Below are 20,015 nucleotides of genomic sequence, written 5' to 3'. Positions count from 1 at the left end.
TAGACCGCGCTACCTATACTGATTTTAGTTGTCGCACGAGCACTACTTTTAACGAATGAGCACTAGTTTTGTCAGCTAGATAGGATTATTTCTCAACTTGCCGAATTTGCATGCAAGAAGGAGGCGATGTAGGTGAACTTTAATTTAACGATGTATCCAAATGATGTATTGATTGTCCAACTATTTGGCGAACTGGATCATCATGAGACAGAAAAAGTGAGAACACATATATCGAAAGCTATTTTACAAGGAAATGTAAAATTACTCGTTTGGAATTTAGAGCATTTGCATTTTATGGACAGTTCCGGAATTGGGTTAGTGCTTGGCAGAATGCGAGAACTCCGAGCTGTCGATGGACAAACAATTTTGTTAAATCCGTCAAAAACGATGCAAAAAATATTCCAGTATTCCGGTTTAGGAAATCTCATACAATTTGCATCTGAACAGCAAGTTATTTCACACAGCGAGGGGGATTGTCAATGGATAACGAAATGACGCTAACTTTTTTGGCGCGCAGTGAAAATGAAGGGTTGGCACGTATTGCCGTTACAAGCTTTATGGCACAACTCGATCCGACAATTGAAGAACTATCGGAATGTAAAACAATCGTATCAGAAGCTGTATCGAATGCCATTATTCATGGTTATGCCGATAATCCGCATGGCATCATTACTGTTTATGCGGTTCGTTACGGTTCAGAAGTAAGTGTGACAATTAAAGATGAAGGTTGCGGAATTGAAGATATCGAACAAGCACGTGAGCCATTATTTACAACGAAGCCGGAGCTAGAACGTTCCGGAATGGGCTTTACAATCATGGAAAGTTTTTCGGATTTCCTGCAAGTAGAATCCGTACTAGGAAAAGGCACAGTCGTAACATTCACAAAACAAATTTTGCCAATAGGGACACTCGTGACATAACGAAATAAGGGGATGGGGAACATCGAGCAGTCATCTGAAACGTTATTAACGCAAGCTTATATGCGTGAACTAATCGCAAAGTCACAACAAGGCGATCAAGTTGCGAGAAAAACGATGATTGAAGGAAATACTAGACTTGTTTGGTCTATCGTTCAACGCTTTGCGTCAAGAGGTGTTGAACTGGAAGATTTGTTTCAAATTGGCTGTATTGGCTTAATGAAATCGGTTGATAAATTCGACTTGTCCTATGAAGTGAAATTTTCCACATATGCAGTGCCGATGATAATTGGGGAGATTCAACGTTTTTTAAGAGATGACGGCATGGTAAAGGTAAGTCGTTCTATAAGGGAATTGAATTACAAAATTCGTCATGCGACTGATGACTATTTAAAAACGAATGAAAAACCTCCATCTGTTGCAGAATTGGCTGAAATATTGCAAGTTTCACAAGAAGATATTTTATTGGCAACTGATGCAATGCGTGATCCGGCGAGTTTGCATGATCAGCTCTTTGAAAATGATGGAGATTCCATTACATTAATGGATCAGATGCGTGACGATAAGTCTGAGCTTGCATTTGATTATGTGCCATTGAAAGACATGTTGAAGAGACTAGGGAAACGGGAACAATCGATTATTTATTTCCGCTATTATCTGGATTTAACCCAAACGGAAATTGCCGATCGTCTCGGTATCTCACAAGTACAAGTATCACGATTGGAAAAGAAAATACTAGCCCAGTTGAAATCATGGATGGATCAGTCTACATTAAGCAGATAAGTTAAGTGACCCGCAATTACTCCATGGTGCATTAGACTAAATATGAATAAGCGGTGAAAAAATGACAAATCAGCTTTTTACATCAATGAAAATTGCAGAAGGATTTTTTAATTCACAATTTGAACCAGATAAAAATTTTGATTTATGTATTAAAGAAATTATGATCAAAAATTTGCCGACATTAACGGTATATGTGAGCGGGCTCGTAAATGGAGACAGTTTGACAGAAATTCTTTCGGAATTACAGCGTGACAATGAGGAAGAAGAAATTCTGGATGAACAGGACTATTTTCACGCCCACTTCAATTATTATGGGGTAGATTTAGCGAAATCGATTGATGACTTTATGCTCGGCGTATTAAGTGGCCGGGTAGGCTTTGTAACGAAGAGCGGTTATTGTTATTTGGCGGAATTCCGGAATTATCCGGGTCGGAATCCGGAAGAGCCGGATAATGAAAAGGTTATTCGTGGTTCGCGCGATGGTTTTGCCGAAAATATTATTTTGAACACGGCATTAGTTCGTCGACGAATTCGAAGTGAAAAGCTGCGATTTCAAATGCACCATGTAACGACCTATAGTCAAACAGATGTCGTTCTTTCCTATATGAGTGATTTAGTCAATGATAAGCATCTTAACTGGCTTGTTGAACGACTTCAGCAAATTAGGCATGATGGGTTAACGATGAGTGACAAATCGCTGGAGGAATGGCTGTTTAAACAGAAATATCACCCGTTGCCTTTTGTGCGTTATACGGAGCGGCCTGACATTGTAGCTGCCCATATTTTAGAGGGGCATATTGCGATAATGGTCGATACATCGCCTTCTGTAATGCTTATTCCTGTCACCATGTTCCATTTGCTGCAGCATGCGGAAGAATATCGCCAGGCGCCGTTAGTCGGTACGATGATGCGGTTTCTTCGTTTTGGAGCGGTTATTTTAAGTTTTCTTTTACTTCCTTTTTGGTATTTACTCGTTACACATCCTGAGTTACTCCCCGATAAGTTAGCATTTATCGGGATAAATGAAAGTGGTGAAATTCCTATATTCCTGCAAATATTAATTGCGGATATCGGAATTGAATATTTGCGAATTGCTGCGATTCATACACCGACACCGTTATCGACTGCAATGGGTTTAATCGCCGGTATTATCATCGGACAAATTGCGATTGACGTTGGACTATTTTCAAGTGAAATTGTTTTATATACCGCGATTACCGCAATTTTTACATTTGCTATTCCGAACTACGAATTGAGTATTTCAGTGAAAGTTTTCCGTTTGATGTTGTTAAGTGCGACGGCGTTATTTGGTATCAATGGATTCTTTATTGGCGGATTCCTGATTTTTACGTACTTATGCTCATTAAAGCCGATGAATGTTCCGTATTTATGGCCTCTTGTTCCGTTTTTCCCAAAGGCGTTCGCACGTGTCATTATTCGGACACCTATGTCGGAGGATGCTCCAAGACCATTTATAGTGAACGCAAAAAAGCGAAAACGTGTATAAACATGAATTGCATCACTTTGACACCTATGTTAAAGTTCTCATATAATATTTTGTGATTTTTGAGAATATTAGCGAGGATTAGCTAAAGTCAGGGGAGAATACGATGCATTTATATGGAACACAGCAAATTAATGAACTCGGCCATTTAACAATTGGCGGAGTAGATACAATTGAATTGGCAAAACAATACGGGACACCGTTATTCGTTTATGATACAGCGTTAATTCGTAAACGTTCACGCGGCTTTATCGATACATTTGAACAATTAGGTGTAAAAGCGCAAGTTGCTTATGCATCTAAAGCATTTGCCTGTGTTGCGGCATATCAGTTAGCTGCGCAGGAAAACCTGTCGCTGGATGTTGTATCAGGAGGAGAACTTTATACAGCGATTAAAGCTGGATTCCCGGCAGATCGCATCCATTTCCATGGCAATAATAAATCGGTTGCCGAACTTGAATTGGCGTTTGAAACGGGAATCGGTTGTATTGTAGTCGATAACTTTTACGAGATTTCGTTAATTAAAGAAATTGCACAGCAGAAAAATCAGCAAATGAAAATTTTATTACGTGTAACACCAGGTGTTGAAGCACATACACATGATTTTATTACAACAGGTCAAGCAGATTCTAAATTTGGCTTTGACTTAAATAATGGACAAGCTGATGAGGCATTTAAGCAAGTAGTAAACGATGAACATATCGAACTATTAGGTTTACATTGCCACATCGGCTCTCAAATTTTTGAAACAGAAGGCTTTAGTTTGGCAGCAGGTAAAGTAATGCAAAAAATGGGTGCATGGAAGGAACAGCACGGTTTTATTGCACAGGTACTGAATCTTGGCGGTGGCTTCGGAATCCGTTATACAGAAGAGGACAAGCCTTTAGAACCTCATGAATATGTTGCGGACATGATTCGAACAGTGCAGGATGAAAGTAAAAAACTTAATTTGGCAATGCCGGAAATTTGGATAGAGCCAGGCCGCTCTTTAGTTGGAGATGCTGGTACATCACTGTACACAATCGGTTCTCAGAAAACAGTACCAAATGTGCGTGAATATATTGCTGTTGATGGCGGGATGAGCGATAATATCCGTCCAGCACTTTACGATGCAAAATATGAAGCGATAATTGCCAATAAAGCAAATGATCCAAAAACAAGTACATACACTGTTGCAGGTAAGCTATGTGAGTCAGGAGATAAGTTAATTATTGATGCGTCATTACAAAATGCACATACCGGTGATATTTTAGCGATGTTCTGTACAGGGGCATACGGTTATTCGATGGCATCAAACTATAACCGTGTTCCAAGACCGGCAGTTGTGTTCGTTGAAAATGGAGAGCACCAATTAGCGATTAAACGTGAAAGCTATGAAGATTTAGTGACAAATGATTTGCCGTTAACATTTACAAAGGGTGAATAGCCGTTGAAATTATCAAAGCAAGCTAAATGGGGTTTCGGTCTATTAATTGGAATTGTGATTTGGTCGCTCTTGTTTATTTACATTATTAGTCCGCTAATTTACAAATTTTCAAACTGAACGTTGGAAAATTGTGTTATTGCATTTCGGTCGATCTTTTGATAGGATGTGCAATGGTAGAATTGAGGGAATGTAAAATGTTAGTTCGATATAAAAAAGCACTTGAAAAAATTGCAATGGGATTAATTTCGTTAATGCCGCAAGAAAAAGATATTAAACGCTTAATGGAAACCATTCAACATTATGATCAAAATGAAAATTGGACACTTTTCTTATGGAAAAATGGCGAAGAATATGTAGGGGCTATTGGGATTGCAGAAGAAAAAGATGCTGCAATCGTCCAACATATTACAGTCATCCCATCGTATCGGGGTGAAGGTGTCGCATTAAAGATGTTACATGAACTGCGGAATATGGGGTATGAGCATATTCAAGCGAATGAAGATACAAGTGCATTTGTCCAGAAATGTATACCTATATTAAAAGAAGTCGACTAATTTACTGTCGACTTCTTTTTTTTAATTCTCTAGCTTCAAGTATTTCAGTCCGGTCCCGAAGCATATGTTTATTGAAAATAAAGTGTGAATCCATTAGAGGAATCGACTTTATTCTTTCATGTACCAATTCTTGAAGCTGTCGATCTGTAATAGGCAGTGTAAAGTGTGCGAATGGTTCATTTTCCTGCATTTTTCGAAGTTGGTTTTTCATTAGGCGAAGCAGTTGTCTTACATCGATAAACTCGAAAAATTGACTATTATGATTCAGCTCAAAGTTAACAATGGCTTTCTCCATTATGCGTGCAGCGCCAGTAACATTTGCCCGCCGAAAGTGGTACATACCTGTCGCAAGCTGGACATAGCCTACTAACGGATGGAGCTTTTCTTTTGGTGCAATTTCTTTCCAATATTCTTCTAAAACTTCATGGCATTCAAAATAGTCATTATTGCCATTAAAATAGGCGCAATAATCGATAAATAGTGGATGAAACAAAGGATGCATTGTTGTCCCCTTTCCTCTATACTAATTAGATAGGTTCTGCTATATTTTGTTGAATTTTGACGAATAAAGTAACTAGCAAAACGTAAAATTAATCATAGCGAATTAGATGCTAATGATAATTTCCGATTAACGATAGGTGGTATTTTATGTCTTACGAAGTGAAACTAGACGCCTTTAGCGGGCCACTAGATTTATTATTGCATTTAATTCATCGTTTGGAAATTGATATATATGATATTCCAATGGCGGAATTAACGGAACAGTATATTGATCATATCCATGCGATGCAAACATTGGAACTGAATGAAGCAAGCGAGTATTTAGTAATGGCCGCAACATTATTGGCGATTAAAAGCCGTATGCTCATTCCGATTAATGAAAACGAAATCGATGCAGAGGAGCTCGAAATAGATGAGGTCGATCCACGGGAAGAGCTTGTTGCACGTTTAATCGAATATAAAAAGTATAAAGAAGCAGCTGTTCAACTTCAGGAATTGGAAACAGAACGCGGGCAAGTGTTCACGAAAGCGCCTGCAGACTTGTCGGAATTTATGCCGGAAGAACAATTAGCGCTTTTTGATCAAAATGTAAATGTTTACGATATGTTAAGTGCGTTTCAAAAACTGATGCGTCGTAAACAGTTGAAAAAACCATTGTCAACGCGTATCGCAAGACAGGAAATTTCAGTGAAGGAACAAATGCGTTCCGTTGTGAACATTTTAAAAAATGCAGGCGGAAGAGTGATGTTCTCGCAATTGTTTGAAGCAGAGGATAAGCCAATGCTTGTATTGACGTTTTTAACATTACTGGAATTAATGAAGCGCCAAGTGATTTTTGTCGAACAGCAAAATAACTTCGATGATTTATCTGTATTATTGACAAAAGAGGAGATCAATGATGAATTCGAACAACTTACTGAGCCGAATTGAGGCACTATTATTCGTAGCTGGTGATGAAGGTATGACCGTTAAACAACTTGCACAATATATAGAAGTAGAACCTATGGATATTGAAGCGGGATTAAGCGAACTCCTGTCTCATTACAATGAGGAGGAAATGCGGGGAATTACATTAAAACAGCTTGCCGGTACATATCAGTTAACAACAAAACCGGAAGTGACGGACACATTGAAAAAATTAATTGAAAACCCGACAAATCAAGTATTAACCGCAGCTTCATTAGAGGTTCTGGCAATTATAGCGTATAAGCAGCCGATCACGCGCGCGGAAGTGGAAGATCTGCGAGGGGTGAAAAGCGAACGCCCGATTGCGACACTCGTTTCTAGGGCGCTCGTACAGGAAGTTGGCAGGGCGGAAGGAACAGGACGGGCAATCTTATATGGTACGACAAAAGAATTCCTAAATTATTTTGGCTTAAAAAATATTAAAGAATTGCCGCCTTTACCGGAAGAAGTCGATCAGGAAGATGATCAGCCGACTGATTTATTTTTAACAAAGTTCCAGGAAACATTTAACCAAAACTAAAGGAGTGGCCTGTTGAAAAAGTGGTTTGTTTCTATTGTTGTATTGTTCGTATTTTTGAGTAGTTCGTCACAAATTCAGGCGGCGTATAATAGCTATGTTGTTATCGATGCGGAAAATGGACGGACATTAATGGGTGTGAATGAACATGCACGCCTGCCGATTGCCAGCCTGACAAAAATCTGGACGGCCCTGGTTGTTTTAGAAAATAGTGAGCTTACCGATGAAGTTGTCATTTCGAAGGAAGCCTCGCTTGTTGAAGGCTCATCAATTTACTTATTGGAAAACGAGACGTATACGATTGATTACTTGCTTCATGGTTTAATGATGCAATCAGGAAATGATGCCGCTACTGCGCTGGCGGAACATATTGGAGGATCTGTAGAGGGCTTTGTTCAGCTTATGAACGAGAAGGCAGAGCTTTATCAATTGAATGAAACAACTTTTACAAATCCTACAGGGCTGCACAATGAAGCCCATTTATCCTCTGCCTACGATACGGCAAAGATGCTGCAAATTGCGATGATGAATCCACAGTTCAGAAAAATTGCATCTACTCAAAATTTTTCGGATGGCAGGCAGTGGAGAAATAAACACCGGCTTATGCATGAGAAGATAGGAGCCGTTGCAGGGAAAACAGGCTATACAAAAGTGGCTGGAAGAACATTGGCAACTTATTTTGAACGGGAACAAAAGTCATTTGTTGTCGTTACTATTAACGAAGGAAATGATTGGAATATCCACCGGAACTTGGCGGATTTTGTCGACAATAATTTTGAACATAAAACGATTGTGAAGAAAGGGAAATATAATGCGAACGGGTTGGCAATCGAGTTAGATGAACCGTTCCAAATGCTGCTTCATAAGAAAGAACGACCGAATTTTGAGCATATTGTAAAAGTTTCACGGCTGAAAGGGTCGGATCGAGGGGTTTGGCTTTTATACGCAGATGAATCGCTCGTATCATCAAAACTCGTTACAGTAAAATAATCCAAAAAGTGAAATACTTTAACTTCAGGATTGAAGTTAAGCCCCCCGGAGATGTCATGGATTCGAAAAAGAGTTCTTAAAAGGAAGTCAGCTTAAAAGCGTCGCATCATGCGACAACGGCTGACTGACCCACATCCAGTGGGCCTCAAAGCCGAATCCAGACGCAATTACGCCAGAGCGTAATTGATTAAGTTCTAAAAGTATGACATAATTTTTATTCGTTAAGGATTTATTTTCGCTCGTATTTGTGGATTACAGCAATAGTATTTAATAATTAACAAAGCAGTAAATGAAAAGTGCAGGGACGAATGCTGAAGAAGTATGCGTCTTTGCAGTTTATCAATCAATGAGGTGAACTTATGGAAAGATTACAAAAAGTGATTGCCTATGCAGGCGTTGCATCACGACGTAAAGCAGAGCAATTAATCGTAGAAGGTAAAGTAAAAGTAAATGGAGTCGTAGTTAAAGAGCTTGGTACAAAAGTATCCAACTCGGACACGATTGAAGTTGAAGGCGTAAAACTGGAAAAAGAAGATAAAGTTTATTTCCTGCTATATAAACCACGTGCCTATATTTCAGCAGTAACTGATGATAAAGGTCGAAAAACAGTAACTGATATTTTTAAAAAGCATGTTCACCAACGTATTTTCCCGGTAGGTCGTTTAGATTATGATACGACTGGATTATTGCTTTTAACGAATGACGGCGAGTTTTCAAACTTAATGACACATCCGAAATTCAAAATCGATAAAACATATATTGCACGTGTTAAAGGGATTCCAACAAAACAAGGTTTAATGAAACTACAAAACGGAATTAAGCTGGAAGACGGAAAAACGGCTCCTGCAAAAGTTAGCATGACAAGCTTTGATGAGAATGCTGGTAAAGCGATTTGTGAGATTACCATTCATGAAGGGCGAAATCGTCAAGTCCGTCGTATGTTTGAAGCAATCGGTACACCTGTCGTGAAATTAAAACGTGAGCGCTTTGCATTTTTAGATTTAACTGGACTTAGCCCAGGCGAATACCGTCAGCTGACAAAACATGAAGTAAAACTACTACGTGTATTAGCTGAAACAGGAAAAATTGAGTATAACAATTAATAGTTTAAGAAATTCATAAATCATTCTGAAAGAAAAGAATTTAAATTTTGTAATAATTTGCTATAATAGGCAACAGTAGTTGCTGAAGTGGAAGGGGGTTTTTTATTTTGGAAAAAAAGAAACAACGTTCTGTGACTCGCGGTATCATTTTAACCATTTTAGCAATCGCAATCGGATATACAGTTTACGCTGCCGTAACGAAAGATAAAATTAATATTGTACAAGCCGGGGCACAGGCGCCTGATTTTGAAGTAGTAGATTTGCATGGTGAAAAGCATAGATTGAAAGACTACGAGGGAAAGGGTGTCGTACTGAATTTCTGGGGTACATGGTGTGAGCCGTGTGAACGCGAATTCCCTGCAATGACTCGTCAATATGCAGAATTTAAGGGCCAGGATGTTCAAATTATTGCCGTTAACTTCGCACAGTCTGAATTCGAAGTAAAAAAATATGTGGCGAATATGGGGATGACGTTCCCGGTTGCGATCGATAAAACGAAAAGTGTTTTCACTGCCTATAATATTGGACCCCTGCCTACATCAATTTTCATTAAACCCGACGGTACAATAGACCGTATTATTACTGGAGAAATGACCGAAGGAGAAATTGTGCAATATATGGGGTCAATAAAGCCGGAATAGGAGTTTTTACGCAATGAATAAACTACTTTGTGAATGCGGGCATGAAAATCCTGAAGGTACAACACTCTGCCAAAAATGCGGTTCTCCATTATCCGCAGAGGAAAAAAGCAAAAAAATTGCAGATATGCGGTACGAAGGGACAGCCATTCGTTCAAAAACTTATAACAAGTCAGTTATTGATAAGGTTTGGAATTTTTTCTCAAGTGTAAAAGTCGGAATTACGCTCATTATTATCAATTTAATAGCAGCATCAATTGGTACAATACTGCCTCAGGAGTTTTATATAAGCGTAGCAACAGACCCGGAGAAGGAAAAGTACTATTCAGATGTTTATGGATGGTTCGGTGAAATATACTACGCGTTAGGTTTATCGGATCTTTATTCATCCCTATGGTTCCAATTACTTGTATTAATGTTAGGTGTGTCCATTATTATTGCAAGTATTGATAGAGGTATTCCATTACATAAATCTTTAAAAAATCAACGAGTGAAACGACATACAAACTTTATGAAGCGTCAGCGAATTATCGGTGAAGGGAAACCAAGTGAAACGCCTGAACAAACGCTCCAGCTCGTTGAACAATCTTTAAAAAATTTAAAATACAATGTGCGTCGTGAAAATGATTCCATTTTAGCGGAACGCGGGCGTTTTTCCCGCTATGGTGCTTACGTAAACCATGTTGGATTAATTGTCTTTCTGATTGGGGTCATGCTCCATCTAGTACCGGGCATGTACGTGGATGAATCGATGTGGCTTCGTGAAGGCGAGACACGTGCTGTACCAGGTATGGACGGGTACTTTCTGAAGAATGACAAATTTATTCTTGAAACTTACGACAATGTTCCCCAGGGCGAGCAGATCAAACAAGGGGTCAATGTAGTCGCGAAAAACTTCCAGACAGACGTGACATTGTATAAACAGAAAGAAAACAGTGTGCCGGGACAGGCGGAAAACCTGGAAGAAGTAACGAAATACGGAATTCAGGTAAACCATCCGCTGAAGCATGAGGGCTATGCATTTTATCAGATGGATTTCCGTTTAAATGAGATTAAAACAATGGTGTTTGATTTAACGAATAAGGAATCGGAAGAATCGCTTGGTCAAATTAGCATTGATTTAACGAACCCGCAGGAAGTGTATACGCTCGAAAATGGCGCACAAGTCGAATTAATGGGTTATTATCCGGACTTTTCAGGTTTTAAAGAAGGCGTACCGCAAACTGTGTCCCAAACACCGAATAATCCGGCATTTATTTTTAAAATGATTACTCCTGAAACACCTGAAGGAGAAACAAGCTTTGTTGCGATTCAGCAAACGCTTGAGCCTGAAGGTGACAATATTTATAAAATGAAGTTTTCGAATGTGGAAACACGCCATATGTCTGGTTTAACGATCCGTTATGATCGGACAATCCCTATTCTAATCGTAGGGGGTATTATCTTTATGATTGGTGTTGCAATCGGTTCCTATTGGAATCATCGCCGTATATGGATTGAACAGTTGGCGGATGGAACAATACGTCTGGCGGCACATACGAATAAAAACTGGTTTAGTATGAAAAAAGATTTAGATGCATTAACGAAGCATGCTCATTTACCGCAATACGTAGATCAACAGGAAATAGAAAACAATGAACATGTTGAAACAGAAAAGGATGGTAAAACCTTATGAGTTTAATCGATTTAAGCGGTTATTTACTGTATGCTGCATTCATTTCTTACTTAGTTGGTACATTTTTATTTGCAGGCGCAATTAAAGTGAAAAATGACACGGCAGCAACACGGGCGGATAAATACGGTAAAATTGCCCTTGTTGTTACAATTATCGGTTTTGTTGCACAGTTAGGTTATTTCATTACGCGTTGGGCGTATACAGGACATGCACCGGTTAGTAATATGTTTGAATTTACTACAGCATTCGGTATGTTCATAGTACTATCGTTTATCGTCATTTACATTACGTATAAAGTTGCAGCATTAGGTGTTGTTGCTTTACCAATTGCATTATTGATAATTGCCTTTGCCTCTATGTTCCCGACAGAGGTAAGTCCTTTAGTACCTTCACTGCAAAGTCATTGGCTGACGATACATGTTACGACTGCAGCACTAGGGCAATCGATTTTTGGGATTAGTGCGGTAGCCGGACTTATTTACTTGCTCAGAAATGTGAATATGGACGAGCGCTCAAAAGAAAGCTTTTGGCTGGAAACAGTCATGTTCTGCTGTGTACTAGTTGTAGGATTTGTTGCAGCAACGGTTACATTCAACGCCATGGGTTATGAAGCAAAGTATGAATACGTTGATACATTGGATCAAGTCAATACATCTACGTATTTGATGCCGGCTGTTTTCGGTATGAATGAATATGTGGAACTGTCTGAAGACCGTATGACACCATTATTTGAGTTGCCTGCATTGATTGATGCACGAAAGCTAACAACTGTTTTCTGGTCTGTTCTATTCGGTACAATTATTTATATATTGATTCGACTGATCTTTAGAAGAAAGATAGCGAAAATGTTCCAGCCATTAGTAAAACGGGTGAACTCGACGCTGATGGACGAAATCGCCTACCGTTCAATCTTGATTGCTTTTCCGATTTTCACATTAGGCGCGCTTATTTTTGCGATGATTTGGGCACAGGAAGCATGGGGCCGATTTTGGGGCTGGGATCCAAAAGAAGTATGGGCACTTATTACATGGCTGTTTTATGCAGCATTTTTACACCTTCGCCTCTCAAAAGGTTGGGAAGGAAGAAAGAGTGCATGGCTTACGGTAATCGGTTTCCTTATTATTTTATTCAATTTAGTCGTAGTTAATCTAGTTATCGCTGGATTGCACTCTTATGCATAATGTGACAACAATTTGCTTTTTACACTATTTTTAAAGCAATTTTGATCGTTTCCAATTCTATGCAAAATAATTAATAAACTGTCATAAAGTTAGAAAAGTTCAATCAGAATGATTGGGCTTTTCTTTTCAATCGTTCGCTAAAAAGGTACAATAGAGAAGAGAAATAGAGTTTTGAAAGGGGCAACACCAGTGTCTGAAAATATTTCTGTGTTAATTGTGGACGACGAGGATCGAATTCGTCGTTTGTTAAAAATGTATTTAGAGCGTGAGGGCTATACAGTAGAAGAAGCGGAAAATGGAGAACAAGCACTTTCGATGGCACTTGAAAAAGATTATCATTGTATTTTGTTGGATATTATGATGCCTGAAAAAGATGGTTTGGAAGTTTGTGCTGAACTGCGCGAAAAGAAAACAACGCCTATTATATTGTTGACGGCAAAAGGTGAAGAAGCAAACCGTGTACAAGGATTTGAACTTGGTGCGGATGATTATATTGTGAAACCATTTAGTCCGCGAGAAGTCGTATTACGTGTAAAAGCAATATTACGACGCTCAGCAGTATTTTCACCTGTTTCAAATGCTTCATCTTCTAAAGATTTAGTTGTGTTCCCGCATTTAACAATCGACCATGATGCACATCGTGTGACAGCAGATGGAACGGAAGTAAATTTAACACCGAAAGAATATGAATTATTATACTTTTTGGCGAAGTCACCCGATAAAGTATTCGACCGTGAGCAATTATTAAAAGAAGTATGGCATTATGATTTCTTTGGTGACCTGCGCACAGTTGATACACATGTAAAGCGCCTGCGTGAAAAGCTGAACCGTGTCTCTGAAAATGCAGCAAAAATGATTGTTACGGTTTGGGGAGTAGGCTATAAATTCGAGGTCGTAAATGATTAGAATAGCAACAAGTATTGTCGGGAAGCTATGGGTAACCATTTTGCTTCTCGTTTCATTTGTCCTGTTTATTTTTACAATTTTCATGTTGGAGTTTCTTGAAAACTATCATAACGAACAGTCCGAGATTTCATTAAGGCAAACAGCCGCAGCCATTGCGAGTATTATCGATGAAGAAGAGATCGATGATAAGCAGTTTGCAATCATCTCGGAGTTATTGACGGAAACGACAAACGTACTTATCGCCAAAAGTTCAGATGAAATATTGTATGCAAGACAAGAAGGCATCAATAAAGAAGAAATTCAGCAAAAAATTATAAGCAGCAAAGCATTTGAAGAAGTATATGCATCATCAGAGCCAATAGTAAAGGAACTGATGCTACCTTCGAATCGAGAAGAAGCGAACAGCTCCAATTATATTGTATTAGGCTTCCCGCTTAAAAGTGTTGAAGATCTACATGGGGCCGTCTTTATTTATAAAAATCCCGATGCTTTACACCAGACTAGTAATGAAACGACGAAAATTGTTGTGTTAGCTGCGGCTATTGCATTTATATTGACGACAATTTTTGCATTTTTCCTTTCTTCTAAGATAACGCTTCCATTGCGTAAAATGAGAGAGCATGCATTTGAATTGGCAAAGGGGCGTTTCGATTCAAAAATTGAAACGAAGCAAAATGATGAAATTGGTCAGCTTGCCGTCGCCTTTAACCAGATGGGCCGCCAATTGAAGCATCATTTGGAAGTGATCAACCAGGAAAAAGAACAATTATCGAGCATTTTAACATCGATGACCGATTCTGTTATTACATTTAATCGCGATAAGACGATTTTAGTGAGCAATCCTCCTGCTGAGCGACTACTGCAAAAATGGTTCGTCGAAAAAGGATTGGATAGCTCAAAGCCGATACCGGATGAACTTTATCAAATGCTTGACCATGTGTTGAATTTCGAGGATCAGCTGGACGAAGAGTTTGAAATGGGTAAATCCTATTACAGTATAACAATTAGTCCTTTGTACAGCAGAGATTCCATTCGTGGTGCAGTCGCTGTTATACGCGATAAAACCGAGGAAACGAAACTGGAAAAACTGAAATCGGATTTCATTGCCAATGTTTCACATGAGCTCCGGACACCAATCGCGATGCTACAAGGCTATTCGGAGGCGATTATTGATGGGGTTGTGACAACAGAGGAAGAACGTATTGATATGATCCGGATAATTTACGATGAATCACAGCGTATGAGTCGTCTCGTAACAGATTTACTTGACTTGGCGCGGATGGAATCAGGACATATGAGTCTGTATAAGGAAGACGTGCCATTAGTAGCGGTTATTGAACGGATGACACATAAGTTTGACCAAACAGCGAAAGAAAAGCATGTGCAACTGCAGATTGAAACTGACTTTTCGGATGAAACGCTTATTTCGATTGATGAGGACCGTATCGAACAAGTATTAACGAACTTGATCGACAATGCGATTCGCCATACACCAGCCGATGGATCGGTAACTGTTTCTATGGCAAATGAGCAAAACTATGCAAAAATTCAAATTAGGGATACAGGGCAGGGCATTCCGCAAGATGATTTGCCATATGTATTTGAACGGTTCTACAAAGCAGATAAAGCACGTACTCGTTCGAAAGGCGGAACGGGCTTAGGCTTGGCCATTACGAAAAACATTGTGGAAGCACATAACGGCAGAATCTCTGTTGATAGTGTGGAAAAGCAAGGAACAACCTTTACATTTTACTTGCCATTATCTTAAAAAAGTGGGGTAATGGAATTATGAGTATAAAAAAGTTTATCATTTTGAATCGTTCAAAGTGATAAACTTTTCTTTTTAATAGACTAATTCGTTCGTAAAAGGATGATTACTGTAACTTTTCTGTTTCGAAAACGACAAATTACGTGAATGGAGGTGGGATGGGTGCAGCAATCCATTTTCCATCGATTATACGATACGTATCATCAGGATGTTTTTAATTTCTTATTTTACTTAGTGAAAAATCGTACCGCAGCTGAGGATCTTGCCCACGAAGTATACGTTCGTGTATTAAAATCATACGAGCGATTCGAAGGGAAAAGCTCGGAAAAAACTTGGCTGTTCTCTATAGCAAAAAATGTGGCGATTGACTATTTCAGAAAAAAACAAGTTCGAGATAAACATGCATTTACAGCTTTTGATTGGGAGACAGAGCAACTCGTAAGCCCAATCCCTTCACCTGAACAATTCACCGAATTAAATGACCAGCTCCATCAATTACTGGTTGCATTGGAGGAATGTTCAGGTGATCAGAAAATGGTGATTATTATGCGGTATATTCAAGAACTTTCAATTCAGGAAACAGCGGAGATATTAGGATGGACGACCGGAAAAGTTAAAACGACACAGCACCGTGCTTTAAAGAATCTGCGGCTGCTATTGGAAGCGCAAGAAGGAAGGGAGGCGAATCCATTATGAAAAAGGAGCATTGGGATGAAAAAGAGATTGAAATTTTTCTGAAAAAAGCACCGAAAGTAACTGATCATCGTTCAAAAGATGAGGTATTTAATCGTTTAATGGATGAAGGAGCATTTAATGAAGATCCGCCTCACATAGAGCAAAACAATCAAAAAGGTATACGTTGGGCGCCATTATTCGTCTCGATTGCATCAATATTTATTATTGTTTTAATCAGCGCGCAATTTATAGGCAATAATGAATCGGTTACTATGCAGAATGAAACATTCGATCTTGCCACTCCGGAATCGGAAGAAAGTATGACAATGAGTGCGAAGGAAGATGCATCTACACAACGCTCCATGATTAATAGTTTTTCGACGGAAGCTCAACCGGAGCAAACATTAGTTTATGAAAGCGAGCTAGAGGAAAACACATTATTTGCAATTGGTCTTGCAGGGGATGATGCAGAAAGTGTACCTGTAAGCATATTGATTCCAAATGAAATTGTTGCCGAAAAAACGGGTACAGAAAATCCGACGAAGCTGGAACTTTATAACACATTCAGTCCGTTGCTTGACGAACAGTCGCTAGGCTTTAATGAATACCATCCTTACAAGGGCGAATTGCGTGAGGAAGGGAATAGGCTTGTTCATATGTTGCCGGAAGATCACCAATATGATGCGGGAACTGCTTCCTTATCAAATTATCTCGGTTCCCTTGTCGACACTTTCAGAGATGCATATATGGAAGTAGAAATACAAAATACGGCCGGAAAACCAATTTACTTTGACCATGTTGGCGACGTAAAAGAGCCGTTTTTATTAAATGATGAGAACGCTCAATATAATTATTTTATGTATCAGATGCGGAATGGGGCGGTATATTTAAGTCCCAATTTCCGAATGAGCTTTAAAGATGTGCAAGAAGCAATCAAAAATATGACGGTGGAAGCGAATGATATATACAGAACGGTTATATTGCCGGGTGTATATTTAAAAGTTGAAGACGCTAAGTCGATTGTAACAATTACATTTGAAGAACCTTTAAACTTGGACAATTATGAACCAGCTCAAGGAATGCGAATGATTGAAGGATTAATAATGACAGTAGCAAGTTTTGATAAACAGGTGAAATTTGAAAATATCGTACAGGAACAATGGGGCGGTTATGACTTCACAAAACCGGTAGATAAGCCGGTTGCGGCGAACCGTATTCATTATGAATTTCAATAATTCAAATAATTTTACTAGGAATTGTAAGCAATGGGCTTTACAATTCCTTTTTTTTATATATAATAATAGTTATAGCAAGGTAATTGCTACATAATTTCATATTGATTCATCTTCGGGGCAGGGTGTAACTCCCGACCGGCGGTAATAAAAGTTATAACTTCTGACCATTTACTTGGAGGAAGTTATGTCGAACTTTTCGAGCCCGCGAGCCACTTTTGTGTGCAGGATTTGGTGCAATTCCAAAGCCGACAGTATAGTCTGGATGGGAGAAGGTGAAGGTACGGTCGTCATTTTTTGAAAATGCCGTGCTTTGCAGTACTTATTTCTAATTCCTTATTTGTAAACGGAATATTTTTCGTGTACAAAAAACAGGAATTGCTGCAAATGCACAGATAGACCCTTTATTTAAGTGTGCCTATTTCTCCCTTATGCTCTAGTTTAGCATAAGGGTTTTTTCATGGAATGATTTGATACGTCCTTTCTTCTTGCGAGATGGAATCAGCAAAGAGGAGAGATTTATATGCAAAAAAGAAGTTTAAAGTTACGATCATTCGTAACAATCGCAATGCTGAGTGGGGTTTCATTTGTGCTAATGTTGTTAAACTTCCCACTACCATGGTTCCCGGTGTTTTTACAAATTGATTTCAGTGATGTGCCAGCATTGATTGCGGCAATTACGATGGGACCTGTTGCAGGTATCCTAGTTGAACTTGTTAAAAATGTGCTTGACTGGATTTACACAGGGGCTCCTGAAGGAATTCCGGTAGGTCATATGGCTAACTTCGCTACAGGTGTATTATTCATTTTACCAGCTTACTATATTTATAAAAAATTCCCTTCTGCAAAAGGGTTAATGACAGGCTTAGTTGTTTCTACAGTTGTAATGTCAATTGGAATGGCGGCATTAAACTACGTGGCGTTCTTACCGCTGTACACGTACTTACTAGGCTTCGAATATAATATGTACGAAACAATCGTGTTAGGTATTTTACCGTTTAATATTGTTAAAGGAATTATGATGTTTGTGGTCGTGACGATGCTTTACCGTTCAATGCGTGTATGGATTGAAAATCAGCGCAGACAATATTTAGCTTAATTAAATAATAAATTATGGAGCGATGTCATAAAAGTGTTAACTTTATGACATCGCTCCTTTTATATTTACTCTTACTATTGTCATTCTGTTATAGGGCTGATATGATATTGTACATTGTTAAGAAAATTAGGACGTTTCATTAAAACACCATGAAATGACATCTTGGGAGAGAATATGATGGACAAGAAAATACCATTTTCAACCTATGCAGTAATCGGAACGATGCTGTTTGGGATGTTTTTTGGAGCAGGAAATTTAATATTTCCGATTCAAATGGGGCAATTGGCAGGGACAAACTATTGGTTTGCGCTAATTGGCTTTTTAGTTACGGCAATTGGTTTGCCGTTTTTAGGAATTCTGGCAATCGGATTGTCGGGAAGTAATGGATTGCGCGATTTGGCAAGTAAAGTACATCCGATGTTTGGATTGTTTTTTGCATTGGCTTTATACTTAACGATTGGGCCGTTTTTTGCAATTCCGCGTACAGCAACAGTACCGTTTGTTGTTGGATTTGAACCATTTATCGATCCTTCACAGGCGACATTGTGGCTTGCGGTATTCAGTTTTATTTTCTTCGCAATCGTTTTTTATTTTTCACTAAATCCGGCGAAGATCATGGACATTATAGGGAAGTACTTAACACCGGCATTTTTAGTATTTTTATTTGTGCTAATCGGTATTAGTCTGTTTTCTCCAATGGGGAAATTCGTTGAGCCTGCTGGAACTTATATTAACGAGGCGTTTATGACAGGTTTTAAAGAAGGCTATAATACGATGGATGCACTTGCTTCGCTTGCGTTTGGTATTGTTGTCATCCATGCGATAAAGCGGACAGGGATTACAGATAAGAAAGAAATTGCAAAAGCGACTTGGAAATCAGGTATTTTTGCAATGGCATTAATGATGCTGATTTACGGTCTGATTGCTTACATGGGAGCATCGAGTATAACGGCGATTGGTACATTTGACAATGGCGGGCAAATCTTTGCTGCGGTTGCCGATCATTATTTCGGCTCATACGGAGCAATTTTGTTGGCAATTATTATTGTACTTGCATGTTTAAAAACGAGTATTGGGCTCATTACTTCATGCAGTGAGTTTTTCCATGAAGTGTTTCCGAAAATCAGCTATAAAACATTTGTAGTCCTATTATGTGTTGTTTCATTTATCATTGCGAACTTTGGTTTAACAAATATTATTACATATGCAATTCCAGTGTTGATGTTCCTTTACCCTCTGGCAATAGTGTTAATAATACTGGCGCTTCTAGGACCGCTATTTCACTACAAAAGGACTGTATTTGCAGGGTCAATTTTACTCGTATTCTTTATTAGTATAATTGATGGGTACAATGCGTTAATCGGAAGTGTGCCGGCATTTGAAGTGAGTGTGCTGTCTTCTATTTCAGCTTTTTACGCAGATTACCTACCGCTCTATTCCATTGGTTTAGGGTGGATTGTTCCGGCGTTAGTAGGAGCGGTTATCGGATTATGTATTCCGAATCGCACGAATGAAATCAATACGGATTAAAAAATGGTTGTGTAAAAGGAAAATTTCCTTTTACACAACCATTTTCTGTT

General features: G+C 38.8%; 20 protein-coding genes and 1 riboswitch. Of the genes, 19 read left to right on the top strand and 1 reads right to left on the bottom strand.

Going from position 1 to position 20,015, the window contains the following annotated elements; translation table 11 throughout:
• Nucleotides 1-132 precede the first annotated feature (132 nt).
• From spoIIAA to M3166_RS07955, 6 genes are all read left to right on the top strand, one after another.
• Nucleotides 133-495 (top strand): anti-sigma F factor antagonist, encoded by a 363-nt coding sequence (spoIIAA, locus tag M3166_RS07980; protein ID WP_008408083.1) that lies wholly within the window; start codon nt 133-135, stop codon nt 493-495.
• Nucleotides 480-920 (top strand): anti-sigma F factor, encoded by a 441-nt coding sequence (gene spoIIAB, locus M3166_RS07975; protein ID WP_079525739.1) that lies wholly within the window; start codon nt 480-482, stop codon nt 918-920. Before spoIIAA ends, spoIIAB begins: the two co-directional genes overlap by 16 nt.
• Nucleotides 921-932: 12 nt before the next feature.
• The gene (locus tag M3166_RS07970) at nt 933-1,700 is read left to right on the top strand and encodes a SigF/SigG family RNA polymerase sporulation sigma factor (protein ID WP_079525741.1); all 768 of its coding nucleotides are present in this window, start codon (nt 933-935) and stop codon (nt 1,698-1,700) included.
• Nucleotides 1,701-1,761: 61 nt separating this feature from the next.
• Nucleotides 1,762-3,207: a spore germination protein gene (locus tag M3166_RS07965; RefSeq protein WP_251688983.1), complete on the top strand. Its 1,446-nt coding sequence runs from the start codon at nt 1,762-1,764 to the stop codon at nt 3,205-3,207.
• A 103-nt stretch (nt 3,208-3,310) separates the two neighbouring features.
• Complete coding sequence (gene lysA / locus M3166_RS07960; protein ID WP_251688981.1) at nt 3,311-4,630, top strand: diaminopimelate decarboxylase; 1,320 nt, start codon at nt 3,311-3,313, stop codon at nt 4,628-4,630.
• Between the two features lie 194 nt (nt 4,631-4,824).
• Nucleotides 4,825-5,184 carry a GNAT family N-acetyltransferase gene (locus M3166_RS07955; protein ID WP_251688979.1) on the top strand — a complete coding sequence of 120 codons (360 nt, stop codon included), beginning with the start codon at nt 4,825-4,827 and terminating at the stop codon, nt 5,182-5,184.
• 1 nt (nt 5,185) lies between these two features.
• Here the strand turns inward: M3166_RS07955 and M3166_RS07950 are convergent, their stop codons facing one another.
• Nucleotides 5,186-5,686: a DUF309 domain-containing protein gene (locus tag M3166_RS07950; RefSeq protein WP_251688977.1), complete on the bottom strand. Its 501-nt coding sequence runs from the start codon at nt 5,684-5,686 to the stop codon at nt 5,186-5,188.
• 146 nt (nt 5,687-5,832) lie between these two features.
• Between M3166_RS07950 and M3166_RS07945 the strand changes: the two genes are divergently transcribed.
• The 13 genes from M3166_RS07945 (at nt 5,833) to brnQ (ending at nt 19,965) form a co-directional block, all read left to right on the top strand.
• Nucleotides 5,833-6,615, top strand: coding sequence for a segregation/condensation protein A (locus M3166_RS07945; RefSeq protein ID WP_251688975.1), 783 nt, complete (start codon nt 5,833-5,835; stop codon nt 6,613-6,615).
• A complete protein-coding gene (scpB, locus tag M3166_RS07940) occupies nt 6,581-7,171 on the top strand; it encodes an SMC-Scp complex subunit ScpB (RefSeq protein ID WP_251688973.1) in 591 nt (196 codons plus the stop codon). Before M3166_RS07945 ends, scpB begins: the two co-directional genes overlap by 35 nt.
• Before the next feature lie 12 nt (nt 7,172-7,183).
• Complete coding sequence (locus M3166_RS07935) at nt 7,184-8,158, top strand: D-alanyl-D-alanine carboxypeptidase family protein (RefSeq protein WP_251688971.1); 975 nt, start codon at nt 7,184-7,186, stop codon at nt 8,156-8,158.
• 359 nt (nt 8,159-8,517) lie between these two features.
• Nucleotides 8,518-9,261 carry a pseudouridine synthase gene (locus tag M3166_RS07930; RefSeq protein ID WP_251688969.1) on the top strand — a complete coding sequence of 248 codons (744 nt, stop codon included), beginning with the start codon at nt 8,518-8,520 and terminating at the stop codon, nt 9,259-9,261.
• 107 nt (nt 9,262-9,368) lie between these two features.
• Nucleotides 9,369-9,902: a thiol-disulfide oxidoreductase ResA gene (gene resA, locus M3166_RS07925; RefSeq protein ID WP_251688967.1), complete on the top strand. Its 534-nt coding sequence runs from the start codon at nt 9,369-9,371 to the stop codon at nt 9,900-9,902.
• Nucleotides 9,903-9,915: 13 nt separating this feature from the next.
• Nucleotides 9,916-11,574: a cytochrome c biogenesis protein ResB gene (locus M3166_RS07920; RefSeq protein WP_251688965.1), complete on the top strand. Its 1,659-nt coding sequence runs from the start codon at nt 9,916-9,918 to the stop codon at nt 11,572-11,574.
• The gene (gene ccsB / locus M3166_RS07915; RefSeq protein ID WP_251688963.1) at nt 11,571-12,755 is read left to right on the top strand and encodes a c-type cytochrome biogenesis protein CcsB; all 1,185 of its coding nucleotides are present in this window, start codon (nt 11,571-11,573) and stop codon (nt 12,753-12,755) included. The genes M3166_RS07920 and ccsB overlap by 4 nt, the downstream gene beginning before the upstream one ends.
• Nucleotides 12,756-12,944: 189 nt before the next feature.
• Entirely contained in the window at nt 12,945-13,661 is a 717-nt protein-coding gene (locus tag M3166_RS07910; RefSeq protein WP_353056557.1) for a response regulator transcription factor, read from the top strand.
• On the top strand, nt 13,654-15,429 hold the full coding sequence (locus M3166_RS07905) for an ATP-binding protein (protein ID WP_251688960.1): 1,776 nt from the start codon (nt 13,654-13,656) through the stop codon (nt 15,427-15,429). Before M3166_RS07910 ends, M3166_RS07905 begins: the two co-directional genes overlap by 8 nt.
• Nucleotides 15,430-15,591: 162 nt before the next feature.
• Nucleotides 15,592-16,125 (top strand): RNA polymerase sigma factor SigX, encoded by a 534-nt coding sequence (locus M3166_RS07900; protein WP_251688958.1) that lies wholly within the window; start codon nt 15,592-15,594, stop codon nt 16,123-16,125.
• Nucleotides 16,122-17,339, top strand: coding sequence for a hypothetical protein (locus M3166_RS07895; RefSeq protein ID WP_251688956.1), 1,218 nt, complete (start codon nt 16,122-16,124; stop codon nt 17,337-17,339). The genes M3166_RS07900 and M3166_RS07895 overlap by 4 nt, the downstream gene beginning before the upstream one ends.
• Nucleotides 17,340-17,443: 104 nt before the next feature.
• Nucleotides 17,444-17,617, top strand: a riboswitch (FMN riboswitch).
• Nucleotides 17,618-17,859: 242 nt separating this feature from the next.
• The gene (locus M3166_RS07890) at nt 17,860-18,435 is read left to right on the top strand and encodes an ECF transporter S component (RefSeq protein ID WP_251688954.1); all 576 of its coding nucleotides are present in this window, start codon (nt 17,860-17,862) and stop codon (nt 18,433-18,435) included.
• Nucleotides 18,436-18,612: 177 nt separating this feature from the next.
• A complete protein-coding gene (gene brnQ, locus M3166_RS07885) occupies nt 18,613-19,965 on the top strand; it encodes a branched-chain amino acid transport system II carrier protein (protein WP_251688952.1) in 1,353 nt (450 codons plus the stop codon).
• The last annotated feature ends 50 nt before the right edge of the window (nt 19,966-20,015 follow it).

Origin of the sequence: Solibacillus isronensis, from assembly GCF_023715405.1 — a bacterium.
GTDB lineage: Bacteria > Bacillota > Bacilli > Bacillales_A > Planococcaceae > Solibacillus > Solibacillus isronensis_B.
The sequence above is the reverse complement of the archived record's forward strand: the minus strand, read 5'-3'. Positions and strand labels throughout refer to the sequence as shown.

What these genes read in the sequence shown, in the direction of transcription:
- spoIIAB (WP_079525739.1), top strand. Translation starts at nt 480, where the DNA reads ATGGATAACGAAATGACGCTAACTTTTTTGGCGCGCAGTGAAAATGAA.
- M3166_RS07970 (WP_079525741.1), top strand. Translation starts at nt 933, where the DNA reads ATGGGGAACATCGAGCAGTCATCTGAAACGTTATTAACGCAAGCTTAT.
- M3166_RS07965 (WP_251688983.1), top strand. Translation starts at nt 1,762, where the DNA reads ATGACAAATCAGCTTTTTACATCAATGAAAATTGCAGAAGGATTTTTT.
- lysA (WP_251688981.1), top strand. Translation starts at nt 3,311, where the DNA reads ATGCATTTATATGGAACACAGCAAATTAATGAACTCGGCCATTTAACA.
- M3166_RS07955 (WP_251688979.1), top strand. Translation starts at nt 4,825, where the DNA reads ATGTTAGTTCGATATAAAAAAGCACTTGAAAAAATTGCAATGGGATTA.
- M3166_RS07950 (WP_251688977.1), bottom strand. Translation starts at nt 5,686, where the DNA reads ATGCATCCTTTGTTTCATCCACTATTTATCGATTATTGCGCCTATTTT.
- M3166_RS07945 (WP_251688975.1), top strand. Translation starts at nt 5,833, where the DNA reads ATGTCTTACGAAGTGAAACTAGACGCCTTTAGCGGGCCACTAGATTTA.
- scpB (WP_251688973.1), top strand. Translation starts at nt 6,581, where the DNA reads ATGATGAATTCGAACAACTTACTGAGCCGAATTGAGGCACTATTATTC.
- M3166_RS07930 (WP_251688969.1), top strand. Translation starts at nt 8,518, where the DNA reads ATGGAAAGATTACAAAAAGTGATTGCCTATGCAGGCGTTGCATCACGA.
- M3166_RS07920 (WP_251688965.1), top strand. Translation starts at nt 9,916, where the DNA reads ATGAATAAACTACTTTGTGAATGCGGGCATGAAAATCCTGAAGGTACA.
- ccsB (WP_251688963.1), top strand. Translation starts at nt 11,571, where the DNA reads ATGAGTTTAATCGATTTAAGCGGTTATTTACTGTATGCTGCATTCATT.
- M3166_RS07905 (WP_251688960.1), top strand. Translation starts at nt 13,654, where the DNA reads ATGATTAGAATAGCAACAAGTATTGTCGGGAAGCTATGGGTAACCATT.
- M3166_RS07895 (WP_251688956.1), top strand. Translation starts at nt 16,122, where the DNA reads ATGAAAAAGGAGCATTGGGATGAAAAAGAGATTGAAATTTTTCTGAAA.
- M3166_RS07890 (WP_251688954.1), top strand. Translation starts at nt 17,860, where the DNA reads ATGCAAAAAAGAAGTTTAAAGTTACGATCATTCGTAACAATCGCAATG.
- brnQ (WP_251688952.1), top strand. Translation starts at nt 18,613, where the DNA reads ATGGACAAGAAAATACCATTTTCAACCTATGCAGTAATCGGAACGATG.